We start from the raw sequence: 21249 nt of genomic DNA, 5'->3' as shown, positions 1-21249 counted from the left end.
ATATCTCCCTCATTTCTCGCTCGATGGTACAAAGACGGAACGCCAAATGCAAGCGAGCTTACGCCGAAATTCGCGAACTGGTACAATGAGGGCGAAAGGGGGCAATCCGCATGCGCGAAGCGCTCCTGATTGTCGATATGTCGAACGATTTTGTCCATGACGAAGGGACGCTCACCGTCGGCAAGCCCGGACAGGCCATTGTCCCTTATATCGTCTCCCTGGCCGATCGCGTGCTCGCCGAGGGAGGCGTCGTGGCCATCTGCATGGACGAGCACGACCCGGACGATCGCCACTTCCGCGACTGGCCCCCGCACAACGTGCGAGGCACCTGGGGGCAACAGCTTTATGGCGATCTCGCCAGCTGGTATGAGCGGCACGCGCAGCATCCCGACGTGTGGTACGTCCCGAAGCAAAGCTACAACGCCTTTTATCACACCGGGCTCGGGGATCGCCTCCGGAATGCGGGGGTCGAGCGGGTCCACGTCTGCGGCGTATGCACGGACATCTGCGACTTCCTGACGGTCGCCGGCGCCTACGACGAGGGATTTCACGCGAGTGTGCATCGCCAGGGCTGCGCCACCTTCACCGATCTCGGCGATATCTTCCTGGAGCACATGCGGCGGCTGTTTCATGCCGAGATCGTGTGAGGTCATCAGCTGAGGGGCTGCCACGCATCGCCCGCATCCAGGGATGCGTAAAGGGTGGGAGCGAGGTGCGCGTCGAGCGCCACCAGGAAAAACGCACTGGGTGAGGGAGACGTCAGGCTCACCGAAACGGCGCTCGCGACGCTGGAAGGCAGGCCCGCGGCCGCGCGCGAGTACCAGGTCTGACCTCCATCCGGGCTCAGCATCCACGTCATCTGTCCCGACTTGTTTTCCAGCGCGGCGAGATCGCCTGAGGGCGAGGCGCACATCGCCACGAGGTGGTCGACGCCCATCACCGACACGTCCCAACTCGAGCCGAATGTGGCGTTCATCACCGCCAGTTGCGATGTGGCGCCGATCTGCACCAGGACCGCGAGCTCGAGGGATTCGCCAGGCCCGGCATCCGCCAGCTCGACCACCGGCGGCTGCGAAATGCCGCTTGGCAAATCGACGCTCGTGGCCTGCCAGTGGGCGCCGCCGTCGTTCGTCTCCACGACGTCCAGCTTTTCTTCCACGTCGTCCACAACCGCCATCACTCCCGTCTTGCCATTGGGGGCGAAGGCCATGACCGTTCGCGTTCCGTTGTGCGGGAGATCGCCCAAGGATGTCGCGACAAGTTGCCACGAGTTGCCACCGTTCTCTGTGCGATACAGGTACTTGGCCGCCACGCCGCCGTAACCGCCGCTCTCGAAGAGCAGCCAACCCAACCGGCCCGCCATCCATTGGCCCGCCGCGACTTGAACCGTTCCTTTGGGCAGCGGCAGATCGCGCTCGCGCCACGATTGGCCCGCGTCCTTGGTGATCCATACGCGCGCCTCTCCGCCGCTGACGCAGACGAGCGACCACATGGTCGAGGAGTCGATCACGGCCGTGATCGCGTGGGAACCGCCCGGGCCATACGAAGCGATGTCATCCGGTGGCAGGGTTGGCAGATGGACGGGTTTCCACGTGTGCCCGCCGTCCGCCGTCTCATACATGACGAAGCGAGATCCCTGGTATCCCCACAACAGGCCGCTGCGAGCGGTGAGCATGCGCATATGCACGTCGACGGCGTGGAGGCTCGAGAACAGGGTGGAAACTTGCGCGGTGGCACGCGAAGCAAGCCGCGCATCCGGGGCGATGGACGCGTGGCCGTCGGTCGCGTTCGGTTGGACCGTTTGCGGATCCGGGTGGGAGGGCGTGGAGACGTCGCACCCTGAGAGCGACATCACCACAGCCGCCAGTCCCAAACGCACGAGCGCAGAGAGGCGCATGTTTGTCCTCCTTTGGCCGCGGAACCGGCGTCGCCGAGCATCTCGGCCGAATGTGATCTATCATGAACAATAGGCGCTTTGCAGCCGGAACTCAAGCCAGCGCAACCTGGAAGATTGACGTGGAGAGGAAGCACTGCGATGCCAGCACTTGGACCATGGTTGACGGCGCTAGGCGCCATTGGGTGTGTCGCCCCGTCGATTGGGATACCGCTCTTTTCCATCCCGTCAGGGGAGGCGGCGCCCATGCGGGCTGCGAACGTCGCGCATGCGACTCTGTCCGCCGAGCGAACCGATCTGCTCGTGGCGCTCGGAGATTCCATCACGTTTGGCTATCATCTCGGCGACGACCGACAGCCGTCGCCTCTCGCCTTCCCCTATCTGCTGGCCAAGCAGCAAGGGTGGCGCGCGCTCGATCTCGGGGTGCCGGGCTGGACATCCGGGGATCTGTGGCATGCCCTCAACACCGATGCCGCGATGCGGGCCGATGTCGCCGCGGCGCACGTCGTCACGATCGACATCGGCAGCAACGATCTCCTGCTGCCCGCGCTCGAGATGTTGCCGAAGGGCGCCGACTGGGCGAAGGTCACGCCGACGACATCGCAGATGACGACGCTGTCCGAGGAACTGGCGCAGGGTATCCAACATATCCAGCGCAACCTCGCCTCCATTCTCCACTGCGTTCATCAGCTGAATCCGCGCGCGACCGTGATCGTCTACGACCTGTACAATCCGTTTCCCATCACGGACCGGTGGCTGCATCAGACGGCGGAAGCTGCGATTGTGAGCGCGAACGCGGCGATCGCGGCCGATGCGCTGGCCGCCGGGGATCCCGTGGCGGACGCGTACGACACCCTGACGCAGCCTTCGGTGGACATTCTTCCGCACGACGTGCACCCGACGGCGCTCGGGCAGCGCCTGTTGGCACAAGCCGGGGAACAGGCGCTCGACATGGCGCCGATGGCCCAAGCGGCGGCTACGCCGCAGGGGCAAAACGCCATCCTTCAGTGGCTCGGCGATGTGCTCGCAAGCGGCTCCTGGTGACGGCCTCCGGCCAAAGACGGCCCTGATGGGCCGGCGAGCCGCCCGATTCGAGCGATCACAGAGAGAACAGAGGAGGGGGATTCTGTGAACCCGGATGTGGAGATGAGAACTCACACCCTCGCGGATGCGCCCGTGTCGTTCGGCGCCCGCTTTCGCTTGGCCGCGCTGTTGGGCAGCCTGACCGCCATCGCGCCGCTGTCCATCGACATGTATTTGCCCGCGCTTCCCTCGATGGCGCGCGATCTGCATGCCGCGGCGTCGGTGGCGCAGCTGAGCCTCACGGCGTGCCTGCTGGGTCTGGCGGTCGGCCAACTGTTTGCCGGCCCGCTGAGCGACGCGCTCGGCCGCAAGCGGCCGCTTCTCGTGGGGCTGGGCCTGTACCTCTTGGCGTCTTTCGCGTGTGGCCTGATGCCGAGCGCTTGGGGGCTCGTCGCCATCCGCGTCGTGCAGGGCCTGTGCGGTTCGGCGGCCATTGTCATCGCGCGCGCCATCGCGCGCGATCTATACAGCGGCGCCGAGCTCACCCGTTTCTTTTCGATGCTCATGCTGGTCAACGGCGTGGCGCCCATTCTCGCGCCGGTCATCGGCGGCCAGCTGCTTCGCTTCACCAACTGGCGCGGGGTGTTCATCATTCTGGGGTGCGTCGGCGCCGCGCTCTGGATCTGGTCGCTTTGCGGCTTGCGGGAGACGCTTGAGCCTGAGCGCCGCAACCGGTCGGGGCTCGGCGGAGCCCTTCGCGCCTTCGGCATTCTGTTTCGCGATCCCGTCTTCCTCGCCTACGCCATTTCGCAGGGCCTGGTGTCGGCGGGCATGTTTGCGTACATCTCCGGATCGCCCTTCGTGTTGCAGGACATCTATGGGCTCTCGCCACAGGCGTTCAGCGCTTGTTTCGCGGTCAACGGCATCGGGATTGTCATCGCGTCGCAGATCTCGGGGCACTTGGCCCGGCGCGTGGAAGGGCGGCGGATCTTTCGCGTCGGCGTCATCCTGGCAGCGCTCGGCGGACTGGGGCTTCTGGCGAGCGTGCTCTTGGGCCTGGGGCTCGCGGGAATACTGCCATCGCTCTTCGTGCTGGTGTCCTGCGTCGGCGTCGTGAGCACGTTGGGGTCGTCGCTCGCCATGCAGCATCACGCGAAGCAGGCGGGCAGCGCGGCCGGTCTCATCGGCGTGTTCCAGCTTTTGCTCGGCGCAGCGACCACGCCGTTGGTCGGCCTCGGCGGATCGCATGACAGCCTGCCCATGGGGGTCGTGATCGCCGTCGCCGATGTGGGCGCGTTGGTGTGGTATGCGCTGTGGTCGCTGATCCTGGTTCGAACCGAGAGGGAGGTGGTTTCATGAGCGAGACGGGGACACCGCCTCGCCCGGCGCTCGATCCGTACGAGGAAGAGCGGGAACACCTGCAACACGTGCTTCAGATCATTCGCGGCGCGCTCGCGTCTGGGCCCAGGATGCCGGTGCGCGACGAGGACGACGAAGATGCCGACGAGGCGCTGACGGCCGACGTGGTCGCGGATGTGGCCGTCGCCGAGATGGCGGAGGAGCGCCGCCACCAGCTCCGCCGCGCTTTGCGCGATCCGTATTTTGGCCGCATTGACTTTCAGCCCGAGGGCGAAGCGCCGCAGAAGCTGTACATCGGCAAGCAGGGGATCGATCATCCGTCGACCGGCGAGCGGGTGGTCCTCGACTGGCGCGCCCCGGCGGCGAGCGTGTTCTACTCATTTACGGGCCAGGGCGACGAGGCGCGCTACGAGGCGCCTGGCGGCGAGGTTCGCGGCACCGTGTCGCTCAAGCGGAACATCGTGGTGCGCGATGGCGATCTCGTCCGCGTGGTCGACAGCTACGTGAAAGGAAAGACGCAGGCGGGCAGCGTGGACGAGTTCCTGCTGTATCGGCTCGCGGACTCCAAGGACAGCCGCCTGCACGACATCGTAGCCACCATCCAGGCGGAACAGAACGAGGTCATCCGGGCGGACAAAAACGTTCCGATCCTGATTCAGGGCGTGGCGGGAAGCGGAAAGACGACCGTGGCACTCCATCGGCTCGCCTATCTGCTGTATCAACATCCCGAAAAGCTGCGGGCGGACAAGATGGTGATTTTTGCGCCCTCCGCCATGTTCGTGGATTACATTTCGGAGGTTTTGCCAGAACTCGGCGTCGGCGACGTGCAACAGACCACGTTTGCGTCGTTCGCCCTCCGGGTGTTGGATCACGTAGTGCTCCTGCCTGATCCCGCCAAGCGGCTGCGGGAGCGGTTCGCGCTCCGTCCGTCGTCTGAGTACGAGGCGATGCGGCGCGAGATCGAGGTGAAGGGGCGAATCGAGACCTTGGAGGCGCTTCAGGACTACCTGCGCAACATGGAGAACAGCATGGTGCCGCGTCGGGATGTCCCGTCTCCCGTCGGACCGCCGATTTCGGCGGAGACCCTCGCGCGGTGGTTTCACGTGGAGTACGCCCGCTACCCGGTGCGCCAGCGGAGGGATCGCGTGATCGCCCGCGTCAAGCGTCAGTGGGAAATGCAGGCGAAGGACGCCGGCAAGGCGGATAAGGCCGTCAAACGCCAGATTGCATCGGCGGCGCGCGAGTTGGAGCGCGAGTGGCCGGAGCTTGAGCCACTTCCCATCTACGAGGGGTTTCTTCGGCACCATCCCGAGCTCTCGCTTCGCTCCATTCAACGGCCGGCGAAATACGGGGCCCGGCCGCTCGTCGAACCCGAGGATCTGCCGCTCCTCCTCGCCATCCACCAATGGCTGTACGGCGTGGATGCGCGGGACGTGTTCCACCATGTCGTGATCGACGAAGCGCAGGACTTTTCGCCTGTCCATCTCCGTGTGCTCCAGGCCTATTGCCCGAGTTTGTCCTTTACCATTCTCGGCGACCTGTCGCAGAGCATCCACAGCGAAGCCGGATTTCGGGACTGGGATGAGGTTCGGGCGCTGTTCCCCAATGGAAGCCGGTATGTCGAGATGTCCGTCTCTTACCGGTCGACGTATGAGATTGTGTCCTTCGCCAACCGGATCCTGGAACCTTTTCGCCCGAAGGTCGTGGCCAGACCGGTGTTTCGCAGCGGCGATCCCGTCGTCGTCGAGCCGGTGGCGTGGGAAAGCCGGTTCGATGCGCTCATCGAGCGGCTGTCGGAAGAGAGCCGGCGCGCGACCACGGTCGCTGTGCTGACGCGAACCGAAGAGGACGCCCATGTGTATCATCAGATGTGTCTTGAATCGGGGCTGGACGCGCATCTGCTCACGGCGGCGCAGACGCATTACGAAGGCGGCGTCAGCATTGTGCCTGTCTATCTCGCGAAGGGGCTCGAGTTCGACAGCGTCATCCTCGTGGATGTGGACGAAGCGCATTATCGCCTGGAAGAGCGGGATGCCAAACTGTTATACGTGGGTTGCACCCGCGCGTTACATCGGCTGAGGCTGTTCTACTGCGATCGCCCGTCGCCCTGCATACGGTGGGCGGTGGACGATTAAATTCTTGTCTTTTGGCGCCGAAACAGGAGGTTTCGGCGCCTTGATTTCGCAAACAAGTGCCAAGAAAGACAAGAACGTTGCGATTTACGACTCCCCCGCGCGCAGGGATTCTTTTATAATGTTTCGAGAGAAACCGTTTTCATTCCTCGTGGGGCGCGAGGGGAGGGCTAACGTGAGCGTCCGCATGCCGAAAAAGACGAATGCTTCATCCTCGCTGCACGCCATCCGCGAAGTGCGAACCAGTTGGCCGGCTGTCACCTGGGACGTGTTGCAGCAGCATCCTGTGGAACTGGATTTTCGGGAATTGAAGAGATCGCTCGAAGGCGTGCGAGATCGCCAGGCGTGGCTGGTGGTCGTCGTGCGCAGTTCGCGCGTGGTGCCCATTTATCCGTTTTTGACGCAGATCCAGTCGTCCGGCTTCGACTGCGTGCACTTGGTGTCCTGTGACGCATCCGCTTACGTGATCACGCTCGCGGCGCACCATCCCGAGCGGGCGATGGATGGCTTCGAGACGGCGCTCTCCAGGCTGGGGGCGGATCGGGCGCTGGTCGGCGTCAGTTCGGCGTGTGATGAGCGGGACGGCGTCCGGTGGTGGCAGGCGCTGATGGAGGCGACCGCCGCCTCGCATTGGAACGTGTTTGAATCGACAGCGTATTCACAGGGCAGGCGTGAATTGGCGCCGCTTCATGAAGAGGACAGAATCCGCTTTGTCGCGCGGGCCGTGATGCAACTTGGAGACCGGGGATATGAAGGCATCGCGTCGGTTGTGGAGGATCTCTTCGCGCAGTTGGCCGAGCGCCCGACGAAGCTCGAGGACGTCGCGGAGCTCTGCGCCCAGTTCATCATGGCGGCCATGGGTCAGCGCCAGGCGGACGGACGGGATCGAATGCTTCAGGTGCCCATCTCCACACGTCAATGGCTTCGGTTTGTGGCAGAAGAATGTCCAAAATGGTGGGATTGGCGAGATAAGTTGAAGCAAGCGTTGATGGTGGTGCTCGGTCGTGAAGAGGCGGCGCGCACCGCGCACAGCGCGCAGATTGGCCAGGTCATCGAGATTATCGAGCGCCATTACGATTCCGACCTGGATGTCGCGACGCTCGCCAGCCAGGTGTTTCTGAGCCCCAGCTACCTCTCCAAACGGTTCAAGAGCGAGACGGGCATGACCATCCGCGAGTTCATCGTGCAAACCCGGCTGAACAAGGCCAAGGATCTGTTGCTGCGCGATTTTCACCTGAAAGCGTACGAGGTCGGCGCGCACGTGGGCTATCCGGATCCGACCTATTTCAACAAACTGTTCAAGCGGCAGGTGGGATTGACGCCGAAGGCGTTCCGCGACAGGGCCATACGCCAGGCTCGCGGATTCAAGCAAGAGGACTCGCGTCCATCGTAATTCCGAAGTGTCATCGGCCGCCCGAGCCGCCAGGCAACTGGCTCATCGGGTGGCCGTTTCTGTGTACGGATCAGGCCTGGCGGGGAAGGCGGAGGCTCATGACGAGAACCAACGCGCCGAGGCAGGCGAGCACGATGGCGAGCACGTGAAGCTCCGAGGTCGTGAGGCGCGCGCCGAACAACAGACCGAGCACGACCGTGGACAGAATGGTACCCATATAGCGCGACATCTGAAAGAGCCCGGAGGCGGTGCTGATGACCTCCCGAGGGCTCGCCGCAAACAGCGCTGTCTGCAGTCCGACGTTGTTGAATCCATTGGAGAGGCCGAGGACTGACAGGACCACGCAGAGCCACCACACGGGAGACGCCGTGTGAAGAGTCAACATGAGCAGGCTCCCCGCCGTCATGAACACGGCGGCGAGCACGAGGGGCGGCCGGGAGCCGCTACGCGCCACCCAGCGTCCGGTGATGGGAGCCGTGATCAGGCTGAACCCGGCGACGGCGAGCATGATGAGCCCCGTCTCCTGCGAGTTGAAGCCTCGGACTTCCTGCAGATACGTCGGCATGCCGAAGAAGATGGAATAAAAGATGATATTCACCGTGGTGAACTGCACCAACACCCAGGTGAGCGACGTGTAACGCTTGAAAAAGCGAAGGCTCAAGAACGGGCTCCGCGCCGCGTGTTCTCGCCAACCGAACGCCGCAAAGCTCAAGAGCCCGAGAACTGCCGCCCACCAAGCGGGCCGGCTGGCGAGGGATAGCAGGAACACGAGCGACGTGACGATGGCGAGGATGAACAGCCCGATGCCCGGCAGGTCGATCTCGCGCAGCACGTCGCGGGCGCTCTGGCGCTCGCCGCGCCGGGGATTGGGCAGGACGAAGACGGCGAGGAGAAAGCTCGCGATCACAAACGGGAAATTCACCAGAAAAATGCCCTGCCAATCCAGGTACCGCATGATCACGCCGCCGATGGACGGGCCAAATGCAGCCGCGCCGGACGTAAAGATGGACAGGAACGCGAGGGCCTGCGCCTGGCGATTCGTGATGACGTTCCGCACGATCCCCATGCCGGCAGGATAAATGGCCCCACTTCCAAGCGACTGGATCAGTCGAAAGACCACCAGCCACGTGAACGACGGCGCAAACGGCGCCAGTGCGCAGGAAAGCGTGACGAGCGCGAGGCCGATGAGAAACAGCGGCTTTCGCCCGACGAGATCGGCCACCTTGCCCATGATCGGCTGGGCCACGGCACTGGCGAGGTAATAGGAGGAGATGAGCCAAGACGCCGTGGTAAAATGGATGCGAAACACGTGTTCGAACTTCGCCATGGCGACGGAGATCATGGACGAGTTGAGCGGATTGAGCAACACCCCGAGCGCGATGGTCATCAAGAAGAGGGCGCGCCGCCCCCCGCGCGGCTCTCCGCTCGACAGCGATGGTGTGGACATGCCTCTTCCTCCTTGCTTGCTCCGGATGAATTATACGCTTCTCGAAAGATATCGTCCAAATCGTTGGAGGTGTTAGGATGCGCGCGGTGAGGGTTACGGATGCGGATCAGTTGCACGATTGCTTGTCCATCCGGCGAAAGGTCTTCATCGAGGAGCAGGGCGTTCCCGAAGAACTTGAGGTGGACGAGTTCGACCATCCGGATCGGGCGGTGCACGTCGTCCTGTACGACGACGACGGCGCGGCCGTTGCCACAGCCCGGTTCCGGCCGTACGATCCCGGAGACGCGCGCACGGCCAAGGTACAGCGCGTGGCGGTTCTCGCGCACCTTCGCGGGCTTGGGTTGGGTCGGCGCATCATGGAGGCTGTGGAGGCGCTCGTTCGCGAGGCAGGATTTCGGGAGATTGTGCTCGACGCGCAGCTGCACGCCGAGCCGTTTTACGAAAGGCTCGGGTACAGGCGCGCGTCCGACGACGTGTTCGACGATGCGGGCATCCCGCACGTGCGCATGCACAAGCTGCTCACGTGAGGCGCTCGATCACGTCCTGTTGATTCGGAAACCGGGGAACGAGTTCGTCGCGAGAGACGAGCGCAAAGTCCCGGAAGTCAAAGCCCGGAGTCACCATGCAGCCCACCAAGGCGAAATCGACGCCTTCCCCCGGGACAAGTTCCGCGCCAAACACTGTTCCAGCCGGGACGAGAAGCTGCGGTTCTCTGTCGGCGATGTCCGGGAGGCCCAGTTCGCGAGCTTCATACCGCCCATCCGGGTGAAACAGGTGCACTCTCACGGCCCGCCCGAAGTGGTGATACCAGATCTCGTCGGATAACAATTGGTGCAGGCGGGAGACATCGCCTTCGGGCAGCAGAAAGTAGATGCTGGTCGCGCTGCGGCGAGGGCCGCCGTGCGTCGCGAGGATGTCGGGATCGCGGAGATAGCGCGGAGAATGGTAGATTTCTCGGTAATAGCCGCCTTCCGGGTGCGGTGCGAGCTGCAGGCGCTCGATCCAGGAGCGAGCCTCGATAGAGGGATGCACGGGAGACCTCCTTGTCCTGTCGCGACACGGGATGACGGGTGTCGCCGATTTGAATCGCGTCCGATGTTTTGGCACGATAGAGGACGGCGTTTGTTTCGCAACGATTATCGCACAAGTGCCAAACTCGAGAGAAGGTCAGGTGCTGCGCTGTGAAACCTATCGACGTGCAGGCCGTACAGGCGGCGTTGAACCGTTTCGTCGGAGACGACGTGTATTTGCACCTGGAGACCACCAACGGCGCGTATGCCGCACACCGGTTCGGCCAGCCCATGGCGGTTTGTGCATACATCCGAAATGGTCGGATCCGGTTTGAGCGGGCGGCCATTGCAGGGAATCGGCCCTATCGCGTCGGGCTGAAAATGGATCAGGGGTGGGTCTACGCCGAGGGGCTCACCGATTACGAGGTGGACGAGAAGGGCAGGTTGCTGCTCGCGGGACACGATGATGAAGGGCGGCTCGCGGTCGCGTTGCAGCTCTCGCGCACGCCCTGGCCCATGAGCGCGATTGAGGAGGAGGCGTGATCGATGGCACAAGTGGAAAAGACTCGCCACCTGTTGCTCGTGTATCCCCATCCGGACGACGAGTCGTTCGGCAAGGCGGGGACCGTGATCCTGTTCACTCGCGCAGGCACGCCGGCCACCCTCATCTGCGGCACGCTCGGGGAGCTCGGGCGAAATATGGGGAACCCGCCTATCGCCAACCGCGAGACGCTGCCCAAGATTCGGCGCAAGGAGCTCGAGCAGGCGTGCGAGATCCTCGGCATTCGCGATCTCCGTCTGCTCGGCCTGCGCGACAAGACGATCGAATTCGAGGATCCCGAGCGCATCGCGGATCGGATCGAGGCGGTCATCCGCGAGGTCAAGCCTTCGATTCTGATGACCTATTATCCGAAGCTCGGGGTTCATCCTGATCACGACGCGATGTCGAATGCGGCCGTGATCGCGGTGAAGCGGTTGCCCAAGGAGGAACGGCCGGTCATCTGGGGATCGGCGGTGGTCCACGAGCCGGAGAAGATCCTCGGCGATCCCGACTTCGTGATCGACGTGTCGAGCGTCCTGGAGCAGAAGCTCGCGGCGATGAAGGCGCACCGATCGCAGTTTTCGGGCATCTTCGCGCGCGTGGAAGAAGCGCTCGCGGCTGGCGGCGAGGCGCGGGAAGAGGTGATGCGCCTCCTGGCCACGGAACGGTACTGGATCTACCGGTTGGACGATTGAGGAGGTATGGCATGATCCGCGTGCTGTTTGTGTGTCTTGGGAATATATGCCGTTCGCCGATGGCGGAGGCCGTATTTCGCGACATGGTGCGCAAGGCGGGGCTCGAGGACCAGATCGAGATCGATTCCGCCGGGATCGGCGACTGGCACGCCGGGGAACCTCCGCACCACGGGACGCGGCGCGTTCTGGAGCAAAAGGGCATCGACTACGCGGGGATTGTCAGCCGGCAAATCCGCCGAGAGGATCTCGAGCAGTTTGATTACATCGTGGCGATGGACGAGTCCAATATGCGCGCCCTGGAGCGCCTCGGCGCCAAGCGGTCCGAGCGCGTCTTCCGGCTGCTCGATCTCGTCCCGGAAGAGCCGGACGAGGTTCCCGATCCGTATTACGACGGCCGTTTCGAAGAGGTGTACCGGCTTGTCCGGCTCGGGTGTGAGGCGCTGTTGCGGCGAATTCAGGCCGATCTCGCCCAGGCGCCGAAGTGATGCATAGGTTGGCGGGGCCCGGCGTGCGCCGGGCCTGCGTGCGTTCTGGCACCCGCGCGCCGTTGCCCGCATACAGATGGGCGAATGGCTGAATGGGGTGGAGGATGCAGGATGACGACGGTCCATCGGAACCATCTGCGGCGCGTGCGAACCATCTTTCTTCCAGGGGCGTTTCCGGACGGCCCGATGCGCGGGCGGACACTCGCCGCCATTCGCCTGCCGCGCGGCGGCAGATATCAGGTGTGGATTGGATGCGGGGAAGACGTCGCCGCGTGGGCTCGCCGAGCGCGCGGACGGCTCGGAGGCGCCGTGGCCGTGGGCGCGTGGGTGAACGAGCACATGTTTGAGCTGACGGTCGAACGGTGGCACCCGCTGAACGCAATGCGTCCGGGCGTGAGCGGCAAGCGCGCCCTAGGGCTTGCGCGCCCGTTGCTCTGCGCGATGGCGGCCGCGGATCGCTATTTCATCACGGCGCACGCTGGGGCGGAGGACGCCGAGATCGTCCTGTGTGATCCGTGCGGGGAGCGCTGGTCCGCGGGGAAATGGCGAGACTTCCTGCCCAAGCGGGTTCACCCTTCTCGTTAAAAAACATGACGTGAAGATAAAAAAGCCGCACATTTTGTTAGGTATCCTTACAAAAAGCGTTGATCGACCCCGGCCGATGAGCTACGCTACAGACAACAGGGCACGCCCTGGTCCGCATTCTCTCGCGGAGGGTCGATCTCGATGGAACCGCCATTCGAAACGGTCATCTTCACGCAGGCCGATGAGGCGCGCAACGAGTTGATGATGCGGGAGCTCAAGGAAGCGGTGGAACGGAGCCAAATCCGCGTCGTCGACATTCGGCGGTATCGGGATCAGTTGATCGTCACCTTTCGCCGGCTCTCGTCCTGAGACGGGCGGGAGCCGCCCCCGGCCCACGCGCCGGTCGCTTCAGGCTGTCCACGCCACTCCTTCTCTTGGACGGATCGATGGATCCGTCTTCTTTTTTGTGCCCTCAACCAGAACTCCGCGCGCGAGTGGTTTTGGCGCCGTTCCGCAGTATAATGAAGGCGGAAAGGGTGAGAGCCGTGCAGGAGATCCGCACGAGTGAAGCGTACCGGCAAGCCGTGCAATCTGGCCGCGTGGTCGTGGAATTCTATGCGACGTGGTGCCCCGATTGCCGTCGCATTGAGCCATATCTCGGGGAATGGGAGGAAAAGTACCGTGACCAGTTCGCCATGGTTCGGGTGAACCGGGATGAAGTACCGGACCTGGCTGAAGAGTTGCAGATTCTCGGAATTCCGACCTTCCTCGTTTATGACCAGGGCCGCGAGGTGAAGCGGCTGTTCAGTCGCGATGCCAAGTCCAAGGAGCAGGTGGAGACCTTCCTGGACCAAGCGTATGCCTGATTTGTGCCATGACGGCCGCGGGCACACCGTCCCTGCGGCCGTTCGCGTCAGGAGAGGGGCAGAGAGCGGTATGACGTCGTTGCACCACTTCTTTCATCCCAAAGTGGTCGCCGTCGTGGGCGCGTCGAGGAACAAGGACCGACTCGGCCACGTCCTGTTTCGTCACATTTTGAACAGCGATTTTCGCGGGACGGTGTATCCTGTCAATCCGGCCGCGCAATCCGTGGCCGCCGTGCGCGCCTACCCCAGCCTGCGCGACGTTCCGGAACCGGTCGATCTCGCGGTGCTCGTCGTGCCCGCCACCCAGGTGTTGTCCGTGATTGACGACGTGATCGCCGCGGGCATCAAGCACGTGATGATCCTGTCGTCTGGGTTTTCGGATATGGATAAGCCTGGGGAAGAACTGGAGCGCGAGATTTCGGAGAAACTTCGCGCGGCGGGCTGCCGGCTCATCGGCCCCAACAGCCTCGGCCTCATCCAGATGGACAGCGAGACGCGGCTGAATGCAAGTTTCGCGCCCAAGGTGCCTGAATACGGGCACGTCGCCATCGCATCCCATTCTGGCGCGCTCGGCATCACCATTCTGGACTACGCCGCGTACATCGGCCTCGGCGTCGCGAGCTTCGTCAGCCTCGGGAACCGCGCCGACGTCTCTGGCAACGATTTGCTTCAGTATTGGGGCGACGATCCGGCCATCGAAATGATCCTTTTGTACCTTGAGTCGTTTGGCAATCCGCGGAACTTCTCCAGGCTTGCCCGGCGCATCACCCGACAAAAGCCCATTCTGGCCGTCAAGAGCGCGCGCACGCCCGTGGGCCATGATGTCGCCAATTCGCGCACGGTGTCCGTGGCGGCGGAGGACGCCACCGTGGAAGCGATGTTTCAGCAGGCGGGCGTCATCCGCGTGGATACGCTGCAGGAGTTGTTTGACGTCGCCATCCTGCTGAAGGCGGGCCCCACGCGCGGCGGCCGCCGCGTGGCGGTGGTCACCAATACGGCCGGAGGCGCCGTGATGACCGTCGACCGCATTGTCCGGGAGGGGCTCGAATTCGTGGGGCCTGTCATCAATGTCGGGTTCGAGACGCTGGCCGAGAGCTACCGCGAGGTGTTGCCGCAGGTCTTGCGAGACCCAAGCGTCGATTCCGTCATTGTGCTGTTCACCCCCGTGGGCCCTTCCAATGAGGAAGCCGTGCGCGTGGCCATTTCGGCGGCGCTGTGCGAAGTGGCGAACGATCCGCCCGTCCCCGGCGTCCGCCATCCTTACGAGAAACCGGTCGTGGCCAACTTTCTGACCACGGGCGATTACCGCGTGCGGACGCTCGAGGTGGATTCGGAGCGTCAGATTCCCATCTATCCGTTTCCGGAACAGGCGGTTCGGGCGCTCGCGAAGGTGGTCGCTTACCACGAGTACCGCGAGAAGGATCCGGGTGTGATTCCCTTTGTCGACGGGATCGACACCGATTTGGCGAGAGCCCGCATGTTTCAGGAGATTTCAGCGACATCGTACCGCGGCGAGGAAGATGTGCAAGGGCTCGTGACGCTGGATTGGCCGGCCGTTCGCGAGGTTCTCGCCGCCATCGGCCTCGACGCGGCAGATGCGCCGAACGAGCAGGCCGAGGAACAGGCGACCTTCAACATCGTGGTCGAGACCGATCCGCTGTTTGGCCCGCTTTTGCGCCTGTACCTTTCGTCGGAGGAGCGCGGCGCCGCGGCGCTTCGACGTTCCGCCAAGACGCTGCCCGCAGTTCGGCTGTTGCCGCTCACGGACGCCGACGCGCGGGAACTTTGGAGCGACGCTTTGGTCAACAGCGCCTCTTCGCGGATGAAGCCGCATGAAGACATCGTGATGGACGCGATGATCCGGATGTCGCAGTGGGTCGAGGATGTCCCCGAGATTGCGGAGGCCGACCTGTATTTCGTCATCGCGGGCGATCGCGCCGTGTGTGTCGCGGGGCGAGTGGAAGTCGCGCGTCGCAACGGGTAACATAGCATGCAAGAGGGGAGGCCTTGCCATGGAACACAGGAGGCTCATCATCCTAGGGACAGGTCCGGCCGGTTATACGGCCGCCATCTACGCGGCCCGAGCCAATCTGCAGCCGCTCGTCTTCGAGGGCGATCAAGCGGGCGGTCAGTTGACGATGACCACGGAAGTTGAAAACTTTCCTGGTTTTCCGGATGGCGTCATGGGCCCGGAACTGATGGAGGCCATGAAGAAGCAGGCGGAAAAGTTCGGCGCGGAATTCAAATCAGGCATCGCGACGGGCGTGGATCTGTCGCAGCGGCCGTTCAAGGTCGTGATCGACAAGGAGACCGAGTACACGGCGGATGCGCTCATTGTGGCGACGGGCGCCTCGGCCAAGCTGCTCGGCATTGAAGGCGAGAGCGAAATGATTGGCCGGGGCGTCTCGACGTGCGCGACGTGCGACGGATTTTTCTTCCGGAACAAGCGCGTCATTGTCGTCGGCGGCGGCGACTCCGCGATGGAAGAGGCGACCTTCCTGACCAAGTTTGCGTCGGAGGTGACCATTGTCCATCGCCGCGAAGAGTTCCGCGCGTCGAAGATCATGCAGGAGCGGGCCAAGGCGAATCCCAAGATTCGATTCGTCATGAACGTCCAGTCGAAGCGCGTGCTCTCGGACGGGAACAAGGTGACGGGGCTCGAAGTCGTGGACAACCGGACGGGAGAGACAAAGGTGCTGGAAGCCGACGGCGTGTTCGTCGCCATCGGACACAAGCCGAACACGGACTTCTTGCGCGGCCAGATCGAACTCGACGACATCGGGTACATCGTGACCAAGGGCAACACGTCCGAGACGAGCGTGGAGGGCGTGTTCGCCTGTGGGGACGTGATGGACTCCCGGTATCGCCAGGCCATCACGGCGGCCGGATCGGGATGCAAAGCTGCGATGGACGCGGAGAAATTTTTGGAGGGACAGGCGGCGCACGACTGGTCGGTCTCCCTCAACGCTTGACGGACTGGGCGGCGTTTGTGGCTTCGGTGCGGTCTGCATGTCGGGGATGACGCTGGCGCATACTTCAGGCGAAACACCCATTTGACAGAGGGAGTGACGCCTAGATGCAGCCGATGCAACCGACGTATGGTGCCCAAGGGCAGAGCCAGGGGATGGGCTACAACGCGCAGGTGTACCAGCAGATGCGCCAGTTCGCCACTCCGGCCGAAACGGTTCATCAGCACATGCAACAGGACGCTCAATATGCACAGCCATCCTACGGGTACGCTCCGCTGGGCGCGCCGGGCATGGGGCAGAGCATGCTGAGCCAGTTTGGATCGAATCCTCAGATGGTGCGGCAACACATCCAACAGGATCTGCAGACCTACGGCGGGCAGCCGATAGGACAGGCGCCCATCGGGATGTATCAGGGCGCTGGACACGCCGGCTACGGCGTGGAACAGCAGGCACACGCTGTTTCGATGCAAGGGCGTCAGGCGTATCAACAATCGGCCGGTCAGCTTCAAGGCGGCGGTTACGGCATGTCCCCCATGGGGTATGGCTATGGCCCCATGTCCGGCATGACGGCGTCTCAAGCCCACACGCCGTATCAGCAGATGGTGCACATGCAGCAGCCCATGCAAGCCTCGTACGGCTATGGTCCGCAGTCGCATGCCTCGCGCGGCGCATTTGCGCAGTACGGCACCGATCCCCAGTTGGTCCGCCAGCACATCCAACAGGATCTGGGCTACTACGGCGCGATGCAATAAGGAGCAAACGGCAAACCCAAGGGCCAGTCGCCGCTCGGCGCCTGGCCCTTTTTGGCGGACTTTGCGCGTTTTCCGTCGCGCTCAGGACAGCGCGCCGTTGACGAACGACGCGAGTTGTTCTTCATCCTGCGCGGCCCGAAGGCCTTCGACGAAATCGTCATGCATCAGCTTCCGAGCAAGCGCCGACAACAGCCGCAAGTGGTCGTCATTTGCGCCTTCAGGCACGAGGATCATGAACACCATATTCACCGGTTTGCCGTCCAGGCTGTTCCAGTCCACCGGTTGCGCCAGTTTTGCAAAGAGAAGCGCTGGTTTGCGCACTGCGCTCGATTTTCCGTGCGGGATGGCGATTCCCTTGCCAAAGCCGGTCGTGCCTTCCGCTTCGCGCTGTTCGACGGCATGGATCACTTCATCGACAAGGTCCACGTGGCCCGTCGCGTGAGCCGTCTCCACCAGCCTCCGTATGACCTCCCCGCGGCTCGCAACCGACGCGTCCAGCCAACACACATGCTCGCGAATCAGAACCGTCACCTTTGAACATCCTCCTTCGTCGCATGTCCGCACTTGCCATCTGGCATCCGCAGCGCGGCAACAAGCGTTTTCACGCCGCGAAAAACCTCCCCGTTGACAGCCTTTATCCTACACCATACAATGTTCAACATCAATCACAAATGAGCATATTCAATCGCTCGTTTATGATCGAAAGCGGTGGTCCAGGGAAGGAGGTGGGGGAGCGTGTTTGCGGACGAGCGGAAGGCGCGCATCGCACAACACGTGCTGGCGCACAAAAGGGCCACGGTCAGCGAGCTTGCCCAACTGTTCCAGACCTCGGAATCGACCATTCGAAGGGATCTTCAGGAACTCGAGGAACAGGGCGTTTTGCATCGCACGCACGGGGGCGCGGTGGCGAAAGAGGTGGCCGCGTTTGAGCCCACGTGGAGCGAGAAGCGGGTTCAAAATCAGGAAGCCAAGATGCACATCGCTGCCCTCGCGCTCGATCTCGTCCGGCCCGGGCACGTCGTGCTGCTCGACGCCGGAACCACGACCTACGAAATGGCTCGGCAATGGCGGCATGAAGGCGTGACGGTGGTCACCAACAGCCTCGATATCGCCGCGGAACTTGCCACCCATCGTGGAGTGGACCTGGTCATGCTGGGCGGCGAATTGCGGCCCAAGACGGGCGCGTTTGTGGGGCCCTTCACGGAGCGGATGCTCGCCGACCTTCATGTCGATCTCGCGTTTCTCGGCGCAAACGGCGTCGATCTTCGCGGCATCACCACACCCAATCCGCAAGAGGCCGCGGTGAAACGCGCCATGGCGTCCTCTGCGGACCGCGTGGTGCTTCTGGCGGACACAAGCAAGGTGAATCGCACCAGCTTTGTGCGTGTGGCGACGTGGGACGAGATCGACGCCTGGGTGAGCGACGGCCCTCTGCCGGACGGCGACTGGCAAGCCTGGCGGGAAAGGCACGGCGTGGAGTACATCTGGGAGAAGCCGGCGGGAGGTCCATGAGTCATGACACAAATGCGAGATCAGCGCGACGACCATCCGGACATTGTCACCGTGACCGTCAATCCGTCCGTTGACCTGTATATGCGCGTGCAGGCGCTGATCCCCGGCGAACTGCATCGCGCGGACGAACAGGTGATGGTCCCCGGCGGGAAGGGGCTGAATGTGTCGAGGGCGCTCGCGCGACTGGGGCAGCCGAGCGTGGCCCTGGGGTTTGCCGGAGGTCAGCGCGGCCGATGGCTCGCCGCCCAACAGGAGGGCTTCCGCGCGGAATGGATTCCGATTCCGGGAGAGACGCGCGTGAACGTCAAACTCCTGGAACCAGCCGGGCGATTGACCGAACTGAACGGATCTGCGCCGGACATCGGCGAGGAGATGTGGCGGGTGCTCACAGATCGCCTGTCGCATGCGCTGACGTCGGGCGCGTGGCTCATCGTCGGAGGTCAGTTGCCCGCGGGCTGTCCGGCTGACGGATATCGGCAATGGATCCGGTTGGCTGCCGAACGAGGGGCGCGTGTGGCGCTGGACTCAAGCGGCGAGGCATTTCATGTGGCGCTTCAGGCACGGCCGTGGTTCGTCAAGCCCAATTTGAGGGAGTTGGCCGAATGGGCGGGCGAGCCAATTTCCTCAGTGAGGGAAGCCCTGGCTTGTGCGCGCCGCATGGCGGACTGGGCATCGCTCGTCGTGGTGTCGCTCGGCAGCGACGGCGCTTTGGCCGTCACGGGAGAAAAAGCTTGGCGCATTCGGGTGCCGAACGTCGATGCCGTTTGTCCCGTGGGCGCAGGAGACAGCATGGTGGCTGGCCTCGTGTACGCGCTGACGCGCGGCATGTCGCTGGAAGACGGCCTTGTGTTTGCGGCCGCGATGTCGGCCCGCAAGGTGTGCATGGCACCGGGGGAGTTTCCGACGCTCGAACAAGTCCTGTCGTTCGTGGCGCAGGTTCAGATTGAAACCATGGAGGGATGAAGCATGGCCAAATTCGTAGCCGTGACAGCATGCCCGACGGGCATCGCGCACACGTTCATGGCACAGGAGGCCCTGTTGCAAGCGGGCAAGAAACTGGGGCATGACGTGCGAGTCGAGACGCAGGGCGCGACGGGCGCCGAGGATACGTTGACCGACGAAGAGATTCGGGCGGCAGACGCTGTGATCATCGCGGCGGACAAGCAAGTCGATCTCGACAGGTTTCAAGGAAAGCGTTTGTTGCAAACGTCCGTAAGCGCAGCCATCAAGGAGCCGGAGAAGCTCATGCAGGAGGCCTTGCAGGCACCGGTGTTCCAGCCGGCAAAAGCCAACGGCGCCTACGACGAAATTCAAACGGTCAAACAAAATCGCAATCAGGGCATGCCCGCGGTCTATCGCCACTTGATGAACGGCGTGTCGCACATGTTGCCGTTGGTCATCGCTGGAGGCATCTTCATCGCGCTCTCCACCGCCATCGATATCAATGGCAAAGCGTCGCTCGCTGAAGCGTTCGACAATATCGGCGGCGGATCGGCGTTCAAACTGTTTGTGCCCATCCTTTCGGCGTTCATCGCGCAGTCCATCGCCGACCGAGCGGCGTTTGCCGCGGGACTTGTCGGCGGCTGGATTGGTACACAAGGCCCGATGTATCACGCGGGACCGAACGCGAGCGCCGGTTACTTGGGAGGCATCATTGCAGGTTTTCTCGCCGGGTATATCACGCTCGCGCTGCGCAAGTGGATTCGGGTGCCCCGATCTCTGGAAGGCATCAAGACCGTCCTCATTCTTCCGGTTCTTTCTGTCGGCATCGTCGGTCTGTTGATGATTTACGTGCTCGGCCATCCGGTGGCGGCGCTGATGAGCGCATTGTCCAACGGACTCATGCACATCGGGGCCAGCGCTTCGTTGGGCCTTGGCGCCCTGCTTGGCCTGATGATGGCCTTTGACATGGGAGGCCCCTTCAACAAGGTCGCCTATTTCTTCGCCGTGGGCCTGTTGGCGACAAAAACGCCGGAGGCGGAGACCATCATGGCAGCGGTCATGGGCGCGGGCATGGTGCCGCCCATCGCCATGGCGCTCTCGGCGTTTTTTGCTCCTCGCAAGTACTCGCCCGAGGAACGAGACGCGGCCAAGGCTGCCGTCATTCTGGGGGCGTGCTTCATCACGGAAGGCGCGATTCCGTTTGCGACGCGAGATCCCCTGCGCGTGATCCCGTCCATCATGGTGGGTTCGGCGGTCACGGGCGCCCTGTGCATGCTGTTTCACGTCACAAACCCTGCGCCCCATGGAGGCATCTTCGTGTTCCCGCTAATCGGGCACTGGGCTCTGTTTGCCGTCGCCATTCTGGTGGGCGCGGCTGTTGGAGCCGCGATGGTCACGTTGCTGAAGCGCGAGGCCCAAGCGCAGGCGGCCTGAACTGCGGTGCGGTTTGACCCGCGCCGTGCCGCCACCATCGCCGTCTCGCTAAATTCCGTCTCGCAAACTCTTGTCTCGCAACCTCTTCGTACACGATACACGGATGGCGACCCTGCCCAAGCGCACGGGTCGCCTTTTGGTGCTGATATGGCATATCGAGGTCATTCGCGCGTAAGCGTCAAACCAAACCCACATGGTGTTTGCCCTCCTGCTGCTTGAAAATGGGCTCATCAAGCATCGGGAGGGTTCTTGTATGCGAGAGCACATATC

The 21249-nt window shown here is 63.2% G+C and carries 22 protein-coding genes; 18 read left to right on the top strand and 4 right to left on the bottom strand.

Annotation, left to right across the window (positions count from 1 at the left end; translation table 11 throughout):
* The first annotated feature begins 110 nt into the window (after positions 1-110).
* Positions 111-647 carry a cysteine hydrolase family protein gene (locus tag J3481_RS10375; protein WP_206832031.1) on the top strand — a complete coding sequence of 179 codons (537 nt, stop codon included), beginning with the start codon at positions 111-113 and terminating at the stop codon, positions 645-647.
* 5 nt (positions 648-652) lie between these two features.
* Here J3481_RS10375 and J3481_RS10370 read toward each other — a convergent pair whose 3' ends face one another.
* Entirely contained in the window at positions 653-1897 is a 1245-nt protein-coding gene (locus tag J3481_RS10370) for a WD40/YVTN/BNR-like repeat-containing protein (protein ID WP_206832030.1), read from the bottom strand.
* 243 nt (positions 1898-2140) lie between these two features.
* Between J3481_RS10370 and J3481_RS10365 the strand changes: the two genes are divergently transcribed.
* From J3481_RS10365 to J3481_RS10350, 4 genes are all read left to right on the top strand, one after another.
* Entirely contained in the window at positions 2141-2938 is a 798-nt protein-coding gene (locus J3481_RS10365) for an SGNH/GDSL hydrolase family protein (RefSeq protein ID WP_236011537.1), read from the top strand.
* Positions 2939-3022: 84 nt separating this feature from the next.
* Complete coding sequence (locus J3481_RS10360) at positions 3023-4276, top strand: multidrug effflux MFS transporter (RefSeq protein ID WP_206832028.1); 1254 nt, start codon at positions 3023-3025, stop codon at positions 4274-4276.
* A complete protein-coding gene (locus J3481_RS10355) occupies positions 4273-6411 on the top strand; it encodes a HelD family protein (RefSeq protein WP_206832027.1) in 2139 nt (712 codons plus the stop codon). Before J3481_RS10360 ends, J3481_RS10355 begins: the two co-directional genes overlap by 4 nt.
* A gap of 172 nt (positions 6412-6583) precedes the next feature.
* The gene (locus tag J3481_RS10350) at positions 6584-7801 is read left to right on the top strand and encodes a helix-turn-helix transcriptional regulator (protein ID WP_328702106.1); all 1218 of its coding nucleotides are present in this window, start codon (positions 6584-6586) and stop codon (positions 7799-7801) included.
* A gap of 70 nt (positions 7802-7871) precedes the next feature.
* On the opposite strand, the gene J3481_RS10345 is transcribed toward J3481_RS10350, so the two are convergent.
* Entirely contained in the window at positions 7872-9248 is a 1377-nt protein-coding gene (locus J3481_RS10345; RefSeq protein ID WP_206832025.1) for an MFS transporter, read from the bottom strand.
* Positions 9249-9325: 77 nt separating this feature from the next.
* Here J3481_RS10345 and J3481_RS10340 point away from each other — a divergent pair, with 77 nt between their 5' ends.
* The gene (locus J3481_RS10340; RefSeq protein ID WP_206832024.1) at positions 9326-9775 is read left to right on the top strand and encodes a GNAT family N-acetyltransferase; all 450 of its coding nucleotides are present in this window, start codon (positions 9326-9328) and stop codon (positions 9773-9775) included.
* Here the strand turns inward: J3481_RS10340 and J3481_RS10335 are convergent.
* Entirely contained in the window at positions 9768-10280 is a 513-nt protein-coding gene (locus tag J3481_RS10335; RefSeq protein ID WP_206832023.1) for a cupin domain-containing protein, read from the bottom strand. The two genes, J3481_RS10340 and J3481_RS10335, sit on opposite strands and share 8 nt — an antisense overlap.
* Before the next feature lie 149 nt (positions 10281-10429).
* Between J3481_RS10335 and J3481_RS10330 the strand changes: the two genes are divergently transcribed.
* The 9 genes from J3481_RS10330 to J3481_RS10290 all read left to right on the top strand — a co-directional run bounded on the left by J3481_RS10330 (position 10430) and on the right by J3481_RS10290 (position 17091).
* On the top strand, positions 10430-10801 hold the full coding sequence (locus J3481_RS10330) for a YojF family protein (RefSeq protein WP_206832022.1): 372 nt from the start codon (positions 10430-10432) through the stop codon (positions 10799-10801).
* Between the two features lie 3 nt (positions 10802-10804).
* A complete protein-coding gene (bshB2, locus tag J3481_RS10325) occupies positions 10805-11494 on the top strand; it encodes a bacillithiol biosynthesis deacetylase BshB2 (RefSeq protein WP_206832021.1) in 690 nt (229 codons plus the stop codon).
* Positions 11495-11505: 11 nt separating this feature from the next.
* Entirely contained in the window at positions 11506-11979 is a 474-nt protein-coding gene (locus J3481_RS10320; RefSeq protein ID WP_206832020.1) for a low molecular weight protein-tyrosine-phosphatase, read from the top strand.
* A gap of 111 nt (positions 11980-12090) precedes the next feature.
* Complete coding sequence (locus J3481_RS10315) at positions 12091-12564, top strand: hypothetical protein (RefSeq protein ID WP_206832019.1); 474 nt, start codon at positions 12091-12093, stop codon at positions 12562-12564.
* 141 nt (positions 12565-12705) lie between these two features.
* The gene (locus J3481_RS10310) at positions 12706-12873 is read left to right on the top strand and encodes a hypothetical protein (protein WP_014463746.1); all 168 of its coding nucleotides are present in this window, start codon (positions 12706-12708) and stop codon (positions 12871-12873) included.
* A 167-nt stretch (positions 12874-13040) separates the two neighbouring features.
* Positions 13041-13370, top strand: a complete 330-nt coding sequence (locus J3481_RS10305) for a thioredoxin family protein (RefSeq protein ID WP_328702105.1) — start codon at positions 13041-13043, stop codon at positions 13368-13370.
* 70 nt (positions 13371-13440) lie between these two features.
* Complete coding sequence (locus J3481_RS10300) at positions 13441-15354, top strand: acetate--CoA ligase family protein (protein WP_206832018.1); 1914 nt, start codon at positions 13441-13443, stop codon at positions 15352-15354.
* A gap of 28 nt (positions 15355-15382) precedes the next feature.
* Positions 15383-16342 carry a thioredoxin-disulfide reductase gene (gene trxB / locus J3481_RS10295; protein WP_206832017.1) on the top strand — a complete coding sequence of 320 codons (960 nt, stop codon included), beginning with the start codon at positions 15383-15385 and terminating at the stop codon, positions 16340-16342.
* Between the two features lie 104 nt (positions 16343-16446).
* The gene (locus J3481_RS10290) at positions 16447-17091 is read left to right on the top strand and encodes a hypothetical protein (RefSeq protein WP_206832016.1); all 645 of its coding nucleotides are present in this window, start codon (positions 16447-16449) and stop codon (positions 17089-17091) included.
* An 81-nt stretch (positions 17092-17172) separates the two neighbouring features.
* Here the strand turns inward: J3481_RS10290 and J3481_RS10285 are convergent, their stop codons facing one another.
* Positions 17173-17622 carry a PTS sugar transporter subunit IIA gene (locus tag J3481_RS10285; protein ID WP_206832015.1) on the bottom strand — a complete coding sequence of 150 codons (450 nt, stop codon included), beginning with the start codon at positions 17620-17622 and terminating at the stop codon, positions 17173-17175.
* A gap of 204 nt (positions 17623-17826) precedes the next feature.
* On the opposite strand from J3481_RS10285, the gene J3481_RS10280 reads away from it, so the two are divergent.
* Genes J3481_RS10280 through J3481_RS10270 form a run of 3 tightly spaced genes read left to right on the top strand, consistent with a single transcriptional unit; the run spans position 17827 to position 20979 of the window.
* Positions 17827-18603, top strand: a complete 777-nt coding sequence (locus J3481_RS10280) for a DeoR/GlpR family DNA-binding transcription regulator (RefSeq protein WP_206832014.1) — start codon at positions 17827-17829, stop codon at positions 18601-18603.
* 3 nt (positions 18604-18606) lie between these two features.
* Complete coding sequence (locus J3481_RS10275; RefSeq protein ID WP_236011536.1) at positions 18607-19566, top strand: 1-phosphofructokinase family hexose kinase; 960 nt, start codon at positions 18607-18609, stop codon at positions 19564-19566.
* Positions 19567-19569: 3 nt separating this feature from the next.
* Complete coding sequence (locus J3481_RS10270; RefSeq protein WP_206832013.1) at positions 19570-20979, top strand: PTS fructose transporter subunit IIC; 1410 nt, start codon at positions 19570-19572, stop codon at positions 20977-20979.
* Positions 20980-21249: the final 270 nt, after the last annotated feature.

Source organism: Alicyclobacillus fructus (genome assembly GCF_017329605.1).
In the GTDB taxonomy this organism is placed as follows: domain Bacteria; phylum Bacillota; class Bacilli; order Alicyclobacillales; family Alicyclobacillaceae; genus Alicyclobacillus; species Alicyclobacillus fructus.
Note: the sequence above shows the minus strand (reverse complement) of the source record. Positions and strands in the feature narration are given on the sequence as shown.

What these genes read in the sequence shown, in the direction of transcription:
- J3481_RS10375 (WP_206832031.1), top strand. Translation starts at nt 111, where the DNA reads ATGCGCGAAGCGCTCCTGATTGTCGATATGTCGAACGATTTTGTCCAT.
- J3481_RS10370 (WP_206832030.1), bottom strand. Translation starts at nt 1,897, where the DNA reads ATGCGCCTCTCTGCGCTCGTGCGTTTGGGACTGGCGGCTGTGGTGATG.
- J3481_RS10365 (WP_236011537.1), top strand. Translation starts at nt 2,141, where the DNA reads ATGCGGGCTGCGAACGTCGCGCATGCGACTCTGTCCGCCGAGCGAACC.
- J3481_RS10355 (WP_206832027.1), top strand. Translation starts at nt 4,273, where the DNA reads ATGAGCGAGACGGGGACACCGCCTCGCCCGGCGCTCGATCCGTACGAG.
- J3481_RS10345 (WP_206832025.1), bottom strand. Translation starts at nt 9,248, where the DNA reads ATGTCCACACCATCGCTGTCGAGCGGAGAGCCGCGCGGGGGGCGGCGC.
- J3481_RS10340 (WP_206832024.1), top strand. Translation starts at nt 9,326, where the DNA reads ATGCGCGCGGTGAGGGTTACGGATGCGGATCAGTTGCACGATTGCTTG.
- bshB2 (WP_206832021.1), top strand. Translation starts at nt 10,805, where the DNA reads ATGGCACAAGTGGAAAAGACTCGCCACCTGTTGCTCGTGTATCCCCAT.
- J3481_RS10320 (WP_206832020.1), top strand. Translation starts at nt 11,506, where the DNA reads ATGATCCGCGTGCTGTTTGTGTGTCTTGGGAATATATGCCGTTCGCCG.
- J3481_RS10315 (WP_206832019.1), top strand. Translation starts at nt 12,091, where the DNA reads ATGACGACGGTCCATCGGAACCATCTGCGGCGCGTGCGAACCATCTTT.
- J3481_RS10310 (WP_014463746.1), top strand. Translation starts at nt 12,706, where the DNA reads ATGGAACCGCCATTCGAAACGGTCATCTTCACGCAGGCCGATGAGGCG.
- J3481_RS10300 (WP_206832018.1), top strand. Translation starts at nt 13,441, where the DNA reads ATGACGTCGTTGCACCACTTCTTTCATCCCAAAGTGGTCGCCGTCGTG.
- trxB (WP_206832017.1), top strand. Translation starts at nt 15,383, where the DNA reads ATGGAACACAGGAGGCTCATCATCCTAGGGACAGGTCCGGCCGGTTAT.
- J3481_RS10290 (WP_206832016.1), top strand. Translation starts at nt 16,447, where the DNA reads ATGCAGCCGATGCAACCGACGTATGGTGCCCAAGGGCAGAGCCAGGGG.
- J3481_RS10275 (WP_236011536.1), top strand. Translation starts at nt 18,607, where the DNA reads ATGACACAAATGCGAGATCAGCGCGACGACCATCCGGACATTGTCACC.
- J3481_RS10270 (WP_206832013.1), top strand. Translation starts at nt 19,570, where the DNA reads ATGGCCAAATTCGTAGCCGTGACAGCATGCCCGACGGGCATCGCGCAC.